This is a genomic window from Panacagrimonas perspica (genome assembly GCF_004364935.1).
Taxonomy (GTDB): Bacteria; Pseudomonadota; Gammaproteobacteria; order Nevskiales; family Nevskiaceae; genus Panacagrimonas; species Panacagrimonas perspica.
Map to the genome: position 1 here is coordinate 1,149,683 of NZ_SOBT01000008.1, position 16,635 is coordinate 1,166,317.

Annotated in this window: 15 protein-coding genes; 5 read left to right on the forward strand and 10 right to left on the reverse strand. The window is 64.3% G+C overall.

Annotation, left to right across the window (positions count from 1 at the left end; translation table 11 throughout):
* Window positions 1-129 precede the first annotated feature (129 nt).
* On the reverse strand, window positions 130-291 hold the full coding sequence (locus DFR24_RS24355; RefSeq protein WP_162851055.1) for a hypothetical protein: 162 nt from the start codon (window positions 289-291) through the stop codon (window positions 130-132).
* 515 nt (window positions 292-806) lie between these two features.
* On the opposite strand from DFR24_RS24355, the gene DFR24_RS05200 reads away from it, so the two are divergent.
* On the forward strand, window positions 807-1,691 hold the full coding sequence (locus tag DFR24_RS05200) for a TIGR03619 family F420-dependent LLM class oxidoreductase (protein WP_133880254.1): 885 nt from the start codon (window positions 807-809) through the stop codon (window positions 1,689-1,691).
* A 103-nt stretch (window positions 1,692-1,794) separates the two neighbouring features.
* On the opposite strand, the gene DFR24_RS05205 is transcribed toward DFR24_RS05200, so the two are convergent.
* Both DFR24_RS05205 and DFR24_RS05210 read right to left on the reverse strand, forming a co-directional pair.
* The gene (locus tag DFR24_RS05205) at window positions 1,795-2,082 is read right to left on the reverse strand and encodes a DUF1330 domain-containing protein (protein WP_133880255.1); all 288 of its coding nucleotides are present in this window, start codon (window positions 2,080-2,082) and stop codon (window positions 1,795-1,797) included.
* Window positions 2,083-2,176: 94 nt separating this feature from the next.
* The gene (locus DFR24_RS05210) at window positions 2,177-3,436 is read right to left on the reverse strand and encodes an acyl-CoA dehydrogenase family protein (RefSeq protein ID WP_133880256.1); all 1,260 of its coding nucleotides are present in this window, start codon (window positions 3,434-3,436) and stop codon (window positions 2,177-2,179) included.
* A 546-nt stretch (window positions 3,437-3,982) separates the two neighbouring features.
* Here DFR24_RS05210 and DFR24_RS05215 point away from each other — a divergent pair.
* Window positions 3,983-5,677, forward strand: a complete 1,695-nt coding sequence (locus tag DFR24_RS05215; RefSeq protein ID WP_133880257.1) for an AMP-binding protein — start codon at window positions 3,983-3,985, stop codon at window positions 5,675-5,677.
* A gap of 138 nt (window positions 5,678-5,815) precedes the next feature.
* Here the strand turns inward: DFR24_RS05215 and DFR24_RS25300 are convergent, their stop codons facing one another.
* Together DFR24_RS25300 and DFR24_RS05225 are read right to left on the reverse strand one after the other, a co-directional pair.
* Window positions 5,816-6,160, reverse strand: a complete 345-nt coding sequence (locus DFR24_RS25300; protein WP_133880258.1) for a helix-turn-helix domain-containing protein — start codon at window positions 6,158-6,160, stop codon at window positions 5,816-5,818.
* Between the two features lie 56 nt (window positions 6,161-6,216).
* Window positions 6,217-7,596: a DUF1329 domain-containing protein gene (locus DFR24_RS05225; RefSeq protein WP_133880259.1), complete on the reverse strand. Its 1,380-nt coding sequence runs from the start codon at window positions 7,594-7,596 to the stop codon at window positions 6,217-6,219.
* Window positions 7,597-8,279: 683 nt separating this feature from the next.
* Here DFR24_RS05225 and DFR24_RS05230 point away from each other — a divergent pair.
* Window positions 8,280-9,305: an AraC-like ligand-binding domain-containing protein gene (locus DFR24_RS05230; protein ID WP_133880260.1), complete on the forward strand. Its 1,026-nt coding sequence runs from the start codon at window positions 8,280-8,282 to the stop codon at window positions 9,303-9,305.
* Window positions 9,306-9,630: 325 nt separating this feature from the next.
* Here DFR24_RS05230 and DFR24_RS05240 read toward each other — a convergent pair whose 3' ends face one another.
* From DFR24_RS05240 to DFR24_RS25130, 5 genes are all read right to left on the reverse strand, one after another.
* Complete coding sequence (locus DFR24_RS05240; RefSeq protein ID WP_246051522.1) at window positions 9,631-10,851, reverse strand: tetratricopeptide repeat protein; 1,221 nt, start codon at window positions 10,849-10,851, stop codon at window positions 9,631-9,633.
* A gap of 21 nt (window positions 10,852-10,872) precedes the next feature.
* Window positions 10,873-11,301, reverse strand: coding sequence for an ExbD/TolR family protein (locus DFR24_RS05245; RefSeq protein ID WP_133880261.1), 429 nt, complete (start codon window positions 11,299-11,301; stop codon window positions 10,873-10,875).
* A 3-nt stretch (window positions 11,302-11,304) separates the two neighbouring features.
* Window positions 11,305-11,730 (reverse strand): ExbD/TolR family protein, encoded by a 426-nt coding sequence (locus tag DFR24_RS05250; RefSeq protein WP_133880262.1) that lies wholly within the window; start codon window positions 11,728-11,730, stop codon window positions 11,305-11,307.
* A gap of 34 nt (window positions 11,731-11,764) precedes the next feature.
* Window positions 11,765-12,676 (reverse strand): MotA/TolQ/ExbB proton channel family protein, encoded by a 912-nt coding sequence (locus DFR24_RS05255; protein ID WP_133880263.1) that lies wholly within the window; start codon window positions 12,674-12,676, stop codon window positions 11,765-11,767.
* Between the two features lie 74 nt (window positions 12,677-12,750).
* A complete protein-coding gene (locus tag DFR24_RS25130) occupies window positions 12,751-13,383 on the reverse strand; it encodes an energy transducer TonB (protein WP_281280143.1) in 633 nt (210 codons plus the stop codon).
* 649 nt (window positions 13,384-14,032) lie between these two features.
* Between DFR24_RS25130 and DFR24_RS05265 the strand changes: the two genes are divergently transcribed.
* Together DFR24_RS05265 and DFR24_RS05270 are read left to right on the forward strand one after the other, a co-directional pair.
* Complete coding sequence (locus tag DFR24_RS05265) at window positions 14,033-15,088, forward strand: ABC transporter substrate-binding protein (RefSeq protein WP_210772444.1); 1,056 nt, start codon at window positions 14,033-14,035, stop codon at window positions 15,086-15,088.
* Window positions 15,089-15,439: 351 nt separating this feature from the next.
* Complete coding sequence (locus DFR24_RS05270; RefSeq protein ID WP_133880265.1) at window positions 15,440-16,567, forward strand: sigma-54 interaction domain-containing protein; 1,128 nt, start codon at window positions 15,440-15,442, stop codon at window positions 16,565-16,567.
* Window positions 16,568-16,635: the final 68 nt, after the last annotated feature.

Consider the following 16,635-nt stretch of genomic DNA (forward strand, 5'->3'; position numbering starts at 1 on the left):
CGACGACTTCGAACGGCAGCGATCAGGCCTGATCGCTGCCTTCCCTGCTGGATGACGGCGGGCTGTCGTGAGTGCCCTCGCCGCCTTCACGCTCCGCGACGTGGCGTGATCGACCCGCCATCAGGTGTGTCATCCGGCCTTGCGCTGCTCCGGTTCGGCGTGATCTCCACGCTCCCTTCGAGCGTCTTGCCGATTCCAGATGCCATTGCCGAAAAGGGCAAGCAAGAACGAGGCGCAACCGATCACGATCAGAATGAACGCAACGCCCGCGATGAGAGCCAAGCTTTTCATGGCGCCTCCGCGGGCCAGATGAAGACAGTCAGCGTTGCGAGCTGGATCATTTCTTGTGAGAGCCCCGCGATTTGCAGTCGATCGTGCGGAGCAGAACCATCGAATCCGCTTCAGGACGCTGCAGCTTCGAGGAAGCAGCGCATCCGCCTCGCGCTGCGTCAGTGGACGGGCGACGCATGCGGGCGGGGTCATCCCCAACGCAAGGCGGGTTGAGCGAGACGTGACGCGAATCGCCGGTCGGTGCGAATGAGGACATGGGCACATCCTAATGACCCAAGCTTTCAACCGGCTTTCGTCGTCGGTCCTCGGAACGTCCGGAAGACGGGACCGTCGTCTCAGGTTCGCGGTCGCCATCCTGGCGCCGGCGTTCGCTTCGACTGGCAGAGCCTTATCGTCGATATCGACATCGGCGCCGAGGAGCACGGGCCGATGGGGCCGACGTGCGGCCGAGCAAAGGCAGACACCCTGACGCACACTCCCGCCACCGTCGCGTCAAAAAAGAAGAGGAGAGAGAGATGGCAAAGAAAACCAAGCAGGGTCTCAGTGTCGGGGTTTTCCAGATCATGTCGGACATGGAAAACGGCGATCCCGCCATCATCGCGAAGTGCGCCGAGGATCTTGGCTTCACTTCCTATTGGGTGCCCGAGCACACCGTGATTCCGGAAGGATCGACCGACCTGTACGTCGGCAAGAAGCCCGGCGAGCCTTCACCCGATTACCTGTTCAAGATGCCCGACCCGTTGATCGCGCTTGCACGCGCGTCCGTGACGACGCGCACCATCAGCCTGGGCACCGGCGTGTCGCTGATTCCCGAACGCAATCCGCTGCTCACCGCCAAGGAAGTGGCGAGCCTCGATCACTATTCCGGCGGGCGCGTGCTGTTCGGCATCGGCGGCGGCTGGAACGAGCCCGAATGCCGCGTGATGGGCGGTGACTTCGCTCATCGCTGGACCCAGACGACGGAGTCCATCGCCGTCATGAAGAAGCTGTGGACCGGCGAGTACGTCGAACACCAGGGGCGGTATTACAACTTCCCGCCGGTGATCTGCCTGCCGCGTCCCGCGCGGCGCCCTCACCCGCCGATCCTGCTCGGCTCCGTGGGCTCGCCTCTGGTCTTCAAGCGCACCGTGGAATGGGGCGATGGCTGGTTGCCGTTCACCGCCGATCTGCAGTCGATGGCACACGGCCGGGCCGAGATCACACGGCTGGCCAAGGCTGCCGGGCGCGATCCGGCCAGCATCGACGTCACGCTGTTCTCGCCCACGGGCTATTTCCGCACGGCGGCCGAGCTGGCCGAGCTGGCGAAGACCGGCGCGAACGGCGGCGTGATCTGGCTGCAGGGAACCACCGAGGCGGCCCTTATTGACGAGCTCAAGGAACTGGCAGCCGCCGTGTTCTGAGTGATCGACGCCGTCCGGTCGAGGAAGAGCGGTGCATCCACTTCAGTGGATGTGTCGCGCCTCCTCGACCGGGCCGCGAGATCGGGTACCGAGGCGATCGATCTCAGGCTTCGTAGATCACGATATCGATCGAAGCCGCTCTCTCCCGGATCGGGATCAGCGCCTGATACGCGGCCGAGGCGTACCAGTCGTTCGCGGCATCGAGCGTGGGAAACCGGATGACGACGATATCCGTGTGCGCATTTGCTCCCGCCAGAACCCCGGCCTTCTTGCCACGGAACACCAGTTCCGCATTCCAGGGGGCGATGGTTCCGGGAACCTTGCCGCGATATTCGTCCCACGCCGCCGGATCCTTCACGGTGATGTGTCCAACCACGTATGCGTGACTCATGCGCCGACTCCAGTGATGTCGTGACGACGGGGGTACGAGCGCAGTCCTGCTCGTTCACGCCGATCCGATCGGGTCGGCGTCCCGAGCTTATCGCCTAGCGGCTTTGTGCTCGACCGTGCGCCGCCGCCATCGGGTCATACCCAGGCGTCTGGAAGATCCGATGCAACTGCCGGCGTCGCACGCCCATGTTGCCGCCATCGTAGAGCGGGAAGCAGAGCGCATCCTGCAGCAGGCCCGCGAGTGGCGTCAGTTCCGTGTAGCTGTCGACGCCGACCAGGCGCATCGCGTCGTAGACCGCCTGCACGCAGAGTTCCGAACTGTAGACCTTCGTCATGATCGCCAGCTCGTCACCCGCACGTTCGGTCGTATCCAGGTAGTGGCAGGCCTTCCAGGTCAGGTAACGCGCCGCTTCGATCTTCATCTTCAGATCCGCCAGCATGTAGCCGACGTTCTGGTATTCGATGATGGGCACGCTGCCCGAACGCTTGTCGCTCTTGGCGAACTTGAGCGCGTAATCGAACGCCGTCCGCATCACGCCGACGCAGGCGGCGCCGATGATGGCGGCCGTCCAGCTGAAGGTCTTGCTGCAGATCCTGATGCCGTCTCCCGGCCTGCCGATGATGTTGGACGCCGGCACCCGCACGTTGTCGAAGTGCATGATCGGGGACACCACGGCTCGGTGACCGGACGTGTCCAGATAGCCCTTGGTCTCGACGCCAGGCGTGTTGCCGGGGACGACGATCACGGCAAGCGACTCCGTCGGCGATTTCTTCGGGTCCGTGCGACAGACCACGGAGATCAGGTGCGCGCCCTTCCCGTCCCAGCCACATCCATTGGTCGTGTAGTGCTTCTTGCCATTGATCACCCAGTGATCGCCCTCGAGACGGGCGATCGTCTGCACGCCCGCGTTGGGATCGGGGTTGTCGAAGTTCGCGCCACCGGTGACTTCCGTGAACGCGAAGGCGGCCAGCCGATCGCCGGGCTTCTCGAGGATCTCCCCCAGGAACCTGCGCTTCTGCTCTTCGGTGCCGAAATTCATGATCGGCTCCAGCCCGAGGCCCGTTCCCAGCAGCGTGCTCGCGACATTGACGTCGACCGCCGCCATCTCCTCGGCGGCAAGCGCGAAGTCGAGCGCCGACATGCCGGTGCCGCCGTATTCCTTCGGAACCAGCGCGTGGACGAAGCCTGCCTTCGCCATCTCCACGTAGAAAGGCTTGGTGGCAAAGAAGCGCTGCTCCGGCCTCGACAACGGAGCGATCGCGGCGTTCACGCCGCACAGGCATTCCTTGGCGAACGCCCGCGCACCGGCCTGGAGCTGCTGTTGTTCAGGGCTGAGGGTGAAGTCGATGGACATGAGGTTCTCCTGGAGCGGCCTGGGAATGATGTTTCGAAAGCTTGCTCGACGAGCTGTCTGCGCTCTTGCCGATTCAGGAACGATGAATTGACGAATCGCGCACGTCGTAGACCCGTCACGACGCGCAAGCTCGGTTGTCAACTGGGAACAGGCAGATCGCCGGCTGATGCCCCTGATCGCACCGAAGTGTTCCTCGTCCCGGCGCCAATCGAGCGCAGTGGAGCCGATCCGTGCGCGAAATGCGAAAAGACCGCGCGTGGAATGCGAATGGCGCCAGGCCGTGCGCGCTCGGTCAATTCGGCGTTCTCTTTTGGCCAATTCGACGGAGGAAGCCGGAATGATCATGCGCGCCGCGCTTCATGGGGCTGGAGCGTTCGAATCAGCCCAGGGCCCGGAGTCGCGCTTTTCGAAAGCTGCGACGAGCGCCGCGATGCACCGAGCTCCGACTCCGATGCCGCCCGTCTCGGCGGGCCCCTCCGCGGGCCGTTGGAGCAACGCAGTGGAGCGGCTGCATGCCAACAAGAACTCGCCAAGGAAGACTCGCCGATGACCACGCCCTCTGCCTCGCTCGCATCGTTTCGAGCTGCACGAGACCTGCTGACAGCCAGTCGCGAGGACTACGCGAAGGCCTGCGCAACGTTCCGGTGGCCGCAGATGGAAATGTTCAACTGGGCCCTGGACCACTTCGACGATCTGGCACTCGATAATCAACAGTGCGCCCTCTGGATCGTCGACGACTCCGGCGCCGAAGTACGGCGCACGTTCGACGAACTGCGCGCCGCCTCCAATCGCGCCGCCAATTTTCTTCGGGACCTCGGCATCCGCCGCGGGGACCGTGTTCTGGTCATGCTCCCCAACCGTGTCGAACTGTGGGAGCTGATGCTGGCGGCGATCAAGCTCGGCGCGGTGTTGAGCCCGGCCACGATGTTGCTGTCCGAGGCGGACCTGAAAGATCGCATCGAACGAGGTCGCATGCGCGCGGTCGTGGTCGACGGAAGCGTCCTGCGCAAGTTCGACGGTATCGCGGACGACTGCGTCCGTGTGGTGTGCGGAACCGATCCCGGCGGATGGACAGATTACGGTCGAAGCGCGACGTCGTTGGAGAACTTCATACCCGATGGCCCCACGAAGCCCGACGACCCGTGCGTCCTGTACTTCACCTCCGGCACCACCAGCAAACCCAAGATGGTGCTGCACACGCAGCGCAGCTACCCGGTGGGACATCTGAGCACGCTGTACTGGCTGGGACTCGCCGAAGGCGATGTTCACCTCAACATCAGCACGCCAGGCTGGGCCAAGCATGCCTGGAGCTGCTTCTTCGTTCCCTGGACCGTGGGCGCCACGATCTTCATCTACAACCAGGGGCGCTTCGACGCCGCACGAACCCTCGCGACACTCCAGCGCTGCCGCGTCACCACGCTATGTGCCCCACCCACCGCCTGGCGGTCCCTGATTCTCGAAGACCTGGCGCGCTTCAAGATGTCGTTGCGTGAACTCACCAGCGCCGGGGAGCCCCTCAATCCCGAGGTCATCGAACAGGTGAAGGCAGCCTGGGGCATCACCATCCGGGAAGGCTTCGGGCAGACCGAGTCGACAGCGATGCTCGGAAATCCGCCCGGACTGCCGGTTCGATACGGGTCGATGGGTCGCCCATTACCCGGATACCAGATCGAAACGCTGGACATCGAGGGCAATCCGGCCTCCGAAGGCGAGGTTTCCGTGCGGATGGATCCGCGGCCCGCAGGCCTCATGGCCGGCTACGCGGAAGATCCGGAACGAACGCGCAAGGCCTTGGGCGGGACGCACTACGGCACCGCCGACGTGGCGTCCGTCGATGCGGAGGGTTACTACTGGTATGTCGGCCGCACGGACGATGTCTTCAAGAGTTCCGACTACCGGATTTCCCCGTTCGAACTCGAGAGCGCCCTCCTCGAGCACGATGCAGTGGCCGAAGCCGCCGTGATCGAAAGCCCGGATGCCAGGCGGCTCTTCGTGCCCAAGGCCTGTGTCGTCCTCAAGCCGGGAATCATCCCGGACCGCGCCGTCGCTCGATCGATCCTGGCGTTCGCACGTTCGCGCCTCGCGCCCTACCAGAAGATCCGGGTCATCCAGTTTTGCGAGTTGCCCAAGACGGTGTCGGGAAAGATCCGGCGTGCAGAGCTTCGAGCCGAAGAAGCCGAGCGGCGCGCACGCGACGAACGGGCGCCAGCGGAGTTCTTCGAAACCGACTTCACCGATTAGGCGATCGGCACCAGGCGTCGGCGATACCCGAATCCCGGTACCGGGCTCGCCCTGCCCTGCTCGCCCCCTCGAACCTCGGGCGGCTCGATCATCACAAAAAGTCGGCGGCCGTGCGTTCGGCCGCCGCAAACGCGTTCGTTACGCCGAACACGTGGAGGAATGATGCGCAGCGATCGAGGGCGGCTCTCCGCGCCCGGATGCGGTGGATCTGTCTGTGGCATCCATCGCTCCACGACGACGGGATCGGATCCCCAGCTTTCGATACACCTGCTTGAGATGAAACTTAACGGTGTTGCGTGTCACAAACATACGACGCGCGATCTCGTCGTTCGTCAGCCCTTTCCGGAGCATCTTGAAGATTTCGGCTTCCTTTGGAGTCAGTCGAACCGGAACGAAGAAAGCGGACGCCGGATCACCAGCGCCCGCATGTACCCCCGATGCGGAAGCCCCGCACATGGGGCAAACGGGCATGTCGCGTTCCATCCTTTCCTCTCGCCAGAGTCAGATCGTGGACTGACGCTTCATGCCCCGCGCGCTCCCTACCGCCCCAGCCGTGTCAGCGACTGCGTGGTGAGATAAAGGTTGTAGGCATCCCCGTTCGGGTCGGAAAACGTGGTCTTCAATCCGCCCGTGGCCTGGTTGATGTGATTGAGCAGCGACATGCGATTGTTCTGAATGTCGTGGCTCAGCACGTGTACCCACGACCAGGCCGGATAGCCGTTGGGCTCCTTGAACACGACGTCGCCATCCTTGAACTGGGACATGCCCGGCTCGAAGGACTTCCACAACGCACCGCGCCGATCGTAGGTGACGTAGCCGCAGAACTGGCCGTTGCGGGCGTCGATGTAGACGACCTTCTTGCTCACCGGCGCACGGGGATAACCGGTCGGGTTGGCTTCGAGCACGATGACTTCGGGGACGAGCTGCATGTAGGTCTCGAAGAAGGTCTTGCCCTTCGCACCGCCATGACGCTGCTTCTCCCAGTTCTTGCGCGAGCCACCGAGCCAGTTGTTCGACGTGGCCGCAAGGTGCGGGCCGCGCGACACGATCTTGTAGTTGCCCCAGGTCAGCATCGGGTCGCCGGCGCCCCACGCATCGGTCAGGAAGAACGTGATGCCGGGTGCCAGCGGTTCGAAGCGCTGGTTGGTCGGGAACTGGCGCACGCGCTTGAAAGCGGGGAAATAGCCGTAAAGGTCGGGATACTTGCGCTGGTCGGCATACCAGACGCTGAGGAACGAGCTTCCCTTGCTGTCGTTCGGCGCCGTGAACCAGACGTTCTGGTTGCGCAGCAAGTCCTTGCGTCCACCGAAGATCTGTCCGTCCAGCCGTCCCGTGACGTTCTGCTCGGCCCACATGTAGTCGTACTGGTAGGCGTCTTCGCCGTCTGGACCCAGATCCCAATCGCGGATCGCGTACAGCGCGAAATCGTGGCGACCCCAGCTCAGCGTGATGTTGGCCGCGGCTTCGAGACCGCTCTTGGGTTCGGGAAACGGCAGACCACCGATCCACACGGAGCCATCGTCGGTGAACACATTGCCGACGTCATCCAGCTTGGCGCGGCCCTTGTTCTTGAGGGAGGCCTGAAGGTAATCGTGCGGAAAGAGGACCGAGGGATCCTTGCTCGTCGGAACGATGTTGATGACACGTCCCATCGTCTTGACCTGCTGGTAGCAGATCGGATCCAGCAGATCCTTCACGATCTCGACGTTGGCGGCAGTGATCTTGTCGCCGGTCTTGATCTTCCCTTTCGTGAACATCTCGATCGACGTCAGCTCGTCGGGATAGGCCTTTGTGATGTCGGCGCCATTTCCGATCATGGGCCAGAGGCTGCCCAGAACCCCGGCTGCTCCTGCACCTTTCACGACTTTTTCCATCAAGGCCCGTCGGCCGTAATCAAAATCATATTTCCTGATGCGCATTGAGAACTCCAAAGCTCGTTAACGGAGATGGAACACGCTCAGGTCATTGCAGCGCGCTGTGCTGGATGACCTGAACGCTGTTGGCTTGCTCTCTTCAACTTGTCCCGCTGCAGAGCACGCTTGCGAAAGTACTGCCTGTGAGCGCACTCGGACTCGCTACTGCACGGCGTGCAAAGCGGCGATGCGTCCGTTGCAAATTTGCAGGCTCAGGATTTCGCGTCCGCGACTTTTCCAGCGAGCGGTTCTCGAATCGCCTTTCGATCGAGGCCATATCTCTGGCTCCACGATTCGCAGGCCAGCTTCTTGGGTCCGTGTGGACAGGCCTGTACGAGTGCGTCGTGGGTTCCGACCAGGGACCTGCCGGTTGACGGCCGATTCAACTTTGCGATCCGTGCACGCTCACTTCGCACGGAGCGCACGTCACCCGCTCGCAAACCGGAGATGCTCGGACACCGACCGGAACGGCGAAGTATCATGACCTCTGAAAATTCCCCTCCGGCTCATGACGTTAATCAGAGCCGCCACAGCGCGAATTTGCGCCACAGGTCGATACCGCTGGTGCACGCTTTGCAGGTGACGGCAGGAGCAGGCTGGCGCGGTCTTTGCGCTCCGGATAATTAGGATGTGTAACTACCCCTCTCCTGATCGGAGTTCCCGGTGACCAAGGGTCGAGGACGGCACTGATGAAGACCTGGACGACGACCGACCGCCCCAAAGCGGAGCAGTATCCCTACTGGCGCGAGGTCCTCTGCGAGGCATTCACCGCGCTCAACCCGATTGCGGAAGCGACGGAGTCTTTCGCGAGCACCGTGCATCAGAAGTCGTTGCTCGGGATCTCGGTGACCGACGTCGAGTCGAAGGCGCAATCGGTTTATCGGGGCGCGCACGAGATCGTGAGGAATCCCGGCGAGTTCTTCTTTCTCAACATGCAGCTAGAAGGGAACTGCCTCGTTCGTCAGGACGGGCGCGAGGCACTCATACGCCCCAACGAACTCTCGATCGTCGATTCCACCCGTTGCTACGACCTGATCTTCGAGGACTGGAGAACGCTTTCGATCCGGCTTCCGCGCCAACTGCTCCTGCCCCGGCTCACGGCGCCGAACGCCTCGACGGCCGTGCGAATCTACGACGATGGCTCTCTCGGGACCGTTGCGTTGTCGTTCATGCGCTCGTTTCTTCAATGCCCCGAGACGATTCCCGCTGAAGCGCAACGGACGCTGATCGACACGCTCGCAACTCTTCTCGCACTTGCGCTGGGCGCCACGGCTGAGACCAAGGACCGCAGCCAGGCGGCCGTGCGGCAGGCGTTGCGCAACTCGATCATCAGTCACGTGCGCGCCAACATCTCCAGCCCTGATCTCCGGATCGCCGGCGTCGCCAAACGTTTCCGGATTTCACCGCGCTATCTGCACAAGCTTTTCGAGGAGAGCGATCGCAGCTTTTCCCAAACGGTTCTGGACACCCGTCTGAACCGATGCGCGGGTGATCTGGTCGACCCGACGTTTGCATCACGCTCGATCGCGGAGATCGCTTACAAGTGGGGGTTCGTCAACATACCCAGCTTCTGTCGCGTGTTCAATCAGCGTTATGGAATGACCGCAAGGGAGTACCGGAACAGCCGGGGGCCGCGCGAGAAGCCGGTGCCGACCACATCGACGAGCGACGGGTCATCCGCATCTGCCGGAGCGTCCCGAATTCTGCTCAGCTAGAAGAGCGGACAGGAGTCGCCTCATCGCTGCGCGTGCCGGCGTCAGGAAGCTGGTACGACGGGAAAACACGACAGGTCGACTCGAAAAGCTCTCGGAGACGCTTTGCAGCGCCCGCGTCGGTATCGGGGAGATCAGCGATATCGTCGAAGCCGTTCTGTATCTCGATGGGGCCAAGAACGTGACGGGCGTTACGCTGAACGTGGACGGTGGTCAGGTTGCGGGTCGGTGGTGAGCTTTGCTCGTCGGGAGCACGCTTCCCGTGCCTTCATGACGCCTTACGAAACTCCACCTGTCGCTCGCTCACGAACCGCAAACGCAGGCCTCCTCAGGTACTGCCGACCTGCACCAGCCACAACGCGCTCAGATCCGCCGCGCCACCCGAACCCTGGATCGACTGGAAGGTACGAATCGCTTCCTGCTTCTTGCCTGCGCGCAGATACGCGTAGCCGAGGTGCAAGCGCGACACGCTTTCCTGCGTGAGCTGGCCCTTGGCCAGGCCCTGCTCGATCAGCGGAATGCCGCGGTCGAACTGACCGTAGCCGACATAGTTCAGGCCGGTCGCGACCAGCGCATCGCCACTGGCCTTCGCGGCCGCTGCCGTTTCGCCCTCGGCAAAAGTCTGCTGGTCCTCCGCCACGCGTTTGGCCACGAGGTCGGACAGACGCTTGTGCCGATCGACATCGGTGGCGGCGCCGGTACCCAGCAGGCCGCGCCGGTAACCGGCGTCGAGGAACTGTTTCGCCTCTCCCGGCAGGCCCGCTTGCAGCGCGAGCTGCGTCGCCTCGAGATACTCCCCCGCCTTGTCCAGCGTTCCGGTCCTGGATCGGAGCCGGTAGAGATCCAGCGCAAGCCGGTCGGAGAACCCGGGCTGGTTCGCGGTACGCGCGATCAGGTCCTGCCAGTAGCTGTCCTTCGGATAATGCGTGACGAGTTTCTCCAGTGCCGCCCGATAGCCCGCGTCGTCGCCTCGCTTGAGCGCGATGCTGCCGAGCAGCTGCAACTGCGCTTCGCCGGGCGCCTTGCCTGCTTTCTCCGACGCGGCGATCTGCGCGCTCAGTTCGCGCGCGGCTTCGACGTGCCGATCGGCGAGATACAGCGCCTGCGGCAGCAAGCGCAGCGTCTCGACGCTATCTCCGCCCGCGGTGCGGTAGTCCTGGATGGCCGTCGCCGCCTTGCCGTACTGCTTGCCCGCATAGGCAAGCCGGCCGATGGCGTCGAGCACGTGCAGGCGCTCGGCGTCCGGCAGCTCCGTCGAGGCCAGCGCCTGCTCGTAAGCACGCACGGCGCCGATGTAGTCGCCGGCACCGGTGGCCGCGGCGGCGCGCAGCCGCTCGACCAGATAGCGCTCGTGCGCGTCGAGGCCGGCGACTCGGGCTGCTTTCTCGATGCGGTCCAGCGCTTCGCGATACTTCTTGCCCTGCAGCAGAAGCTGCGCCTCCTGCAGCGGCTGGCCGACTTCGGGGCGGACGGCCTGCGCCGCAGCGGCCAAGCCGATGCTCGAGCCCAGCAGCGCCGCCAGCAGCGCGAGGTGAACGACGTTCTTCATCTGGAATTCCTCTGCAACGCGTTAGTTCAGGAACTGCTCGTTGCCGACGAGCCCGATGCTGCGGATGCCGAGGCGTTGGGCCGAGGCCAGCACGCCCGCCACGTAGCGGTACTCCACGAGCTTGTTCGCCCGGATGTGGAACTCCGGAGGGCGGACCAGCCGCGCTTCCTGCCGGAAGCGTTCCTCGAGCTCGGCGTGATCGGCCAGCGCGGCGCCGTTCCACAGCACGGTTCCATCGAAGTCGACTTCCAGGTTCACGACCGGCGGCGGCTCGACCTGCGTCGGCGGCGTGTCGGTGCGCGGCATGTCCAGCTTCACCGCGTGCGTCTGGATCGGGATCGTGATGATCAGCATGATCAGCAGCACCAGCATCACGTCGATCAGCGGCGTGGTGTTGATGTCGATCATCACTTCGTCGACGGCCGACGAAGGACCGATATTCATGGCCATGGTCTATCCCCTCGGAGGCGGTTGCGTGATGAAACCCACTTTGGCGATGCCCGCACGCTGACAAGCAACCACGACCTCGCCGACCGACTGGTAGCGGACATGCTGGTCACCACGGATGTGCACCTCCGGCTGCGGCACCTTCACGGCTTCTTCCTTCAGCCGCTCCAGCAAGGCTGCGCGATCGGGCAAGCGACGCGTGTTCCAGTACACCTGCCCGTCGCGGTCCACCGCAATGACGATGTTCTCCGGCTTGGTCTGCAGCGGCTGGTTGCGCTCATCCGGCAGGCTCAGCGGCACGGTCTGCGTCACCACCGGAATGGTGATCAGGAAGATGATCAGCAGCACCAACATCACGTCGACCAGCGGCGTGGTGTTGATGGAGGAGACGACCTCGTCCTCCGGCTGCGCGGCTCCGATCTGGATGGCCATGTTCGTGGTGTGTCGAGTAGCGAAAGGGAGCGACTCAGGCGGCCTTGCGCACCGGCACGTCGACGGGCGGATTCGAGGCCTGGTTCGCCGCGTCATTGACGCGCTCGCCGGCCCGCAGCCCCGACAGCAGCACGCTGTGCAGGTCCGAGGCGAACGCGCGGACCTTGTCCAACGCTTCCTTGTTTCGGCGGACCAGCCAGTTGTAGCCGAGCACCGCCGGCACGGCGACGGCCAGGCCCAGCGCCGTCATGATCAGGGCTTCGCCGACGGGACCAGCGACCTTGTCGATGCTCGCCTGCCCCGAGATGCCGATCGCCGTCAGGGCGTGATAGATGCCCCACACGGTGCCGAACAGTCCCACGAAAGGCGCCGTCGAACCCACTGTCGCCAGCACCGCGAGTCCCTTCTGCAGGTGACTCTGGATTTCATCGACGGCGCGATTGATGCTCAGCGTGATCCACGTCGAGCGATCGATCTGGTCGACCAGCGCGCCCTGCTGGTGCTGGCGGTCGGCGTTGATGCCGCGACCCGCCACGTACGCGATCGGGCTCTTCTGCGGCAAGGCCTCTGCCGACTTCGCGATGCTCGGATGGCTCCAGAAGCTGCGCTCCGCCTGCCGCGCCTGGCTCAGCAGGCGATGCTGCTCGAACAGCTTGACGATCAGCAGGTACCACGTCGCCGCGGACATGATCCCGAGAATCACGAACGCGCCCTTGGACACGAAGTCGCCCTGGTTCCACGCCGCGGAAAGGCCGTACGGATTCTCGGCGGCCGTCGATGCAACCGGCGCTTCAATCGATGCGCCCGCCTCGGACGGCGCGGCGAGTTCTGTGGCGGCGGCAGGAACTGCATCTCCCTGCGCGTGCGCCACGAGTGCGAACGGAAGCAACAGCGCGCCCACCCACGCGGCAACGAACGAACGGCGGCGGTTTGAAATCGGCGACATGTGATTCTCCGTGAGAGTGGCGCTGGCCACGCCTGGGTTTCGGGAAATGGAAAGGGGAAAAGGAAGAGAGACGTTCATCGCGCGCCCCGGAACGTGTATCGAATCTGGGCCCACGCGGACTCGGGTACGCCGTCGACGCTGCCCGGCGTGAAGCGGCAGCGGCTCAGGCCGGCGACTGCGGCTTCATCGAGGCGAGGGAATCCGCTGGAACGCTCGACGCGGCTTTCCTTGACCTTGCCGTCGGTACCGACGAGCAGCGCGAGCCGCACGGAGCCGGTTTCGCCAAGACGCTGCGACGCAGCCGGGTACTCCGGCTCGGCGCAGTTCTTTGCGCGCACTTCCGGCGCCACGCGAGCAACCTGTCGCTGAGGTGCTGCAGCGACCGGCTCCGGTGTCGGCGGTGGCGGCTCCTCGGCAACGACGGTGATCGCAGCCGGTGCCGGTGGCGGCGTCGCGATGAAGATTTCTGGCGGCGGAATGAACGGCGGCGGTGGCACCTCGAGCTTGGGCGGCGGAGGTGGCGGCGCCTCGTCGGGCACCACGCGCTCTTCGATGATCCGCGTCTCGATCGGCAGCGGCAGCAACTCCACGACCTGACGCGCCAGGCCACTGGCTAGGCCCCAGATCACCAGCAGATGCAGAACCACGACGCTGCCAATGCCGACGAGACGACGTTGCGGATCCGATTCGGCGAATTGGCCGAACACCGCGGACGGCCCCAATTCCGGCGGCGCGAACTTCAGCGGAACCTGGGGTCCCGGTGGTCGATATGCATATTCCATTTGGGTTTAAAAATGAATTGCGTAAGTCTCGATGAGGGTCGGAGCACAGGACATGCCAACCACCACAAGAGCGCGCGTAATGCGCATCGCGACGCAGTCAGTAGTGGCTCATGGCGACTGCAAAAGCACTGCAACGGCCGGATAAACCGAGACGTCCGTCATCGCGTCGGAGCACGACGCCCGAGCGTGCAGATCGTTGGCCACGCAACTGCACGAGCACGTCGACGCTCGTTCGCTGCGCCGAGCGCAACAGTTCGTCGAATCACGATGGTGAAATTCGAGCAGCGCTGTTGCGGTGCTGCAGCGCCCGCGCGCCCGGTGTCCGGACAACTTCATCGCTTTGAACGCGTGAGACGCTCTCGAACGTCGTCCTTACAGAGCCTTAGCGCATTGCGACGGGCTCACGGCCTGCGTGGGCGGTCATGGCATGCATTGTGTGTCTCGCCTCCGAACGTGCGCTGCAGCGCCGCGCGCACGTGTCACGATCGACGAGAGAAAAAGCAAGCGTGAAGAACATATCGATGGATCACCGCAGTCGTTCGATGCTCGGGCTTTGTCGACGCGGACGCCGCTCGTGAACGATCGGACCGATCTCGCCTGGACCGGCGGTCCGGTGCACACGCTCTGGTATGCACGCAGCCCGGTGCCCACGCCGCTGGGCCTCGCCGCGCAGCTCGGCGCCTTCCTCGAGGAATTCCAGGACGACGGCATTGCGGTGTACGCCCTCGAGGAATCGGACGATCCGCAGTTGCGCGCGTCGTACTTCGATCACCATCTCGCCAACTCGATCCGGCAAGGCGGCAGTGTTCCTGCGATCTGGGCGCGCTCGCAGGGTCGCGACACGCGGGTCATCGGACTCAACTGGATCGACGAATACCAGGGCATCCTGACCCTGCCGCGTTCCGGCATTCGCGTGCCGGCGGATCTGCGAGGGGCCAGGCTCGCCCTGCCCCACCAGAGCGCCAGCATCGTTCCTGCACGCGCGGGCGCGTTGCGCGGGTTCTCGGTCGCGCTGGAGCTCGCGGGTATCGCGGAACACCAGGTCGAGTTCGTCGATCTCGGACCGCAGCGCTTCGGCTACCTGCGTCTGGCCGCGCCGCGACGACCCGAAGATCTCTACGAACACGAGGTCGCCGCGCTGCTGCGTGGAGACGTGGACGCGGTGTACGTCAAGGGCGCCACCGGACGACGCCTGGCCGCGGAACTGTCCGCGCACGAAGTCTTCGACGTGCGGCATCACCCCGATCCGCGCGCGCGCGCCAACAACGGCGCGCCGCGACCGATCACCGTCGACGCCGCGCTGCTGCGCGAGCATCCGGATCTGGTGGCGCGCCTGCTGTCGCGCATCGTCGCCGTCGGCGATTGGGCTGCCGCGCATCCGTTGGAGACCGTCGGATACATCGCGCGCGAAACGCAGTCGGGCGATGCCTGGGTTCGCCGTGCGTACGGCGCCGACGTCCACCTGCATCAGTACACCGATCTCGAGGAGCGTTCGATCGACGCGCTGGAGGCCTACAAGAATTTCCTGCTGCGTCACCGCTTCATTCCGGCGGACTTCGATGTGCGGAACTGGATCGATCCTGAGCCGCTGCACCATGTATTGCGGAACCGGCGCGACCGCGCCGCGTAGCCCGGACGAAGTCCGGGGCTTTCTCCGCGTCAACGGAGCGGAATCCCGGACTTCGTCCGGGCTACGACATGGCGCTCGCGCACCGACGGTCTTTCGATAAACCAAAGTCGTCACGTCGCTTGCGCATTCTCTCGACTCGCGGATCCGATGCGCTGCCGCTTGTAGACATCAGCCGCTCGCGTCACCTGTTGAGCGTGCAGCAGACTGCTGAGATTTGCGCATAAGAATTCTTTTTCTAATTTCACACGTGAAGAACGATAGGCGTCGTAAGTATTGGTTGCGGCGCAACACGATGAATACAGTTCTCCCATCGTGAGCAGACCACCTGCCGGCTCACACGAAGGAACCGTCATGTCCTCTGAATCGCCACATCACGCCACGCTGATCTCGCTCGAAGGCAAGGAAGCGCAGCCGACCTCCATCCGCGCAAAGGCGCTGGTGTTCGCCGATCCCTCGTCGCAGGAGTTGCTGAAATACCTGGAACGCGTCGCGCCCAGCGAGGCGCCCGTGCTGATCATCGGCGAGACCGGCACCGGCAAGGAGCTGGTCGCCCGCCAGGTGCATCTTCTGAGCGGACGACGCGGGCCCTTCGTCGCCGTCAATTGCGGTGCCATCAGCGAACAGCTCGCCGAGAGCGAACTGTTCGGCCACGAGCAGGGCGCGTTCACGGGTGCCAGTTCGCGGCGTGAAGGCTGGTTCGAGGCCGCCAACGGCGGCACGCTGTTCCTCGACGAAGTCGGCGATCTGCCGCTTCCGCTGCAGGTGAAACTGCTGCGCGTTCTCCAGGAGCGCGAAGTCGTGCGCATCGGATCCCGCAAGACGATCCCGGTGGACATCCGGCTGATCACCGCCACGAACGTGGACCTGAGCGAAGCCGTGACGGCCGGGCACTTCCGCCTCGATCTTTATTACCGCCTCAACATCGCGCAGGTGCAGCTGCCGCCGCTGCGCGACCGGCGTGGCGACATCCGCCCGCTGGCCGAGTACTTCCTGCGAACCTATTGCCAGCGACTCAAGCTGCCGCTGCCGGTACTGGGCGAAGCCGCATGCAAGGCGCTGGAACGTCATCCCTGGCCCGGCAACATCCGCGAGCTGGAGAACGTCATCCACTTCGCGCTGCTGGTGGCCTCGGGTCACGAGATCAAGCCCGAGCATCTCAAGCTCACCGGTGCGCCGGGCGTGGCCGCCGCGGCCTCCGACGGTGGGGCCCGTGATGGCGCGCCCAAGGAGCGCATCGCGCAGGCGCTGCAGAAGCTGCTCGAATCGCCGGGCGACAACCTGTTCAACGATCTCGAGAAGCTGATCGTCGAGCAGGCCTACCTGCACAGCCGCTACAACCAGGTGCGTACCGCCGCGCTGCTCGGCATCTCGCGCAACGTGCTGCGCACCTTGCTGAAGAAGCACGGCTACCTCGGTGACACCGGTGCGGCCGACGACAGTCGCGACTGGGGGCACACGGGCGCCGCTGCCAGCGCCTGAGTCTCTTCGCGGACTCGCAGAAATCGGTCGCGGCGCCGGCTGATCGAGCCGGCGCCCGAGCGCGTGCA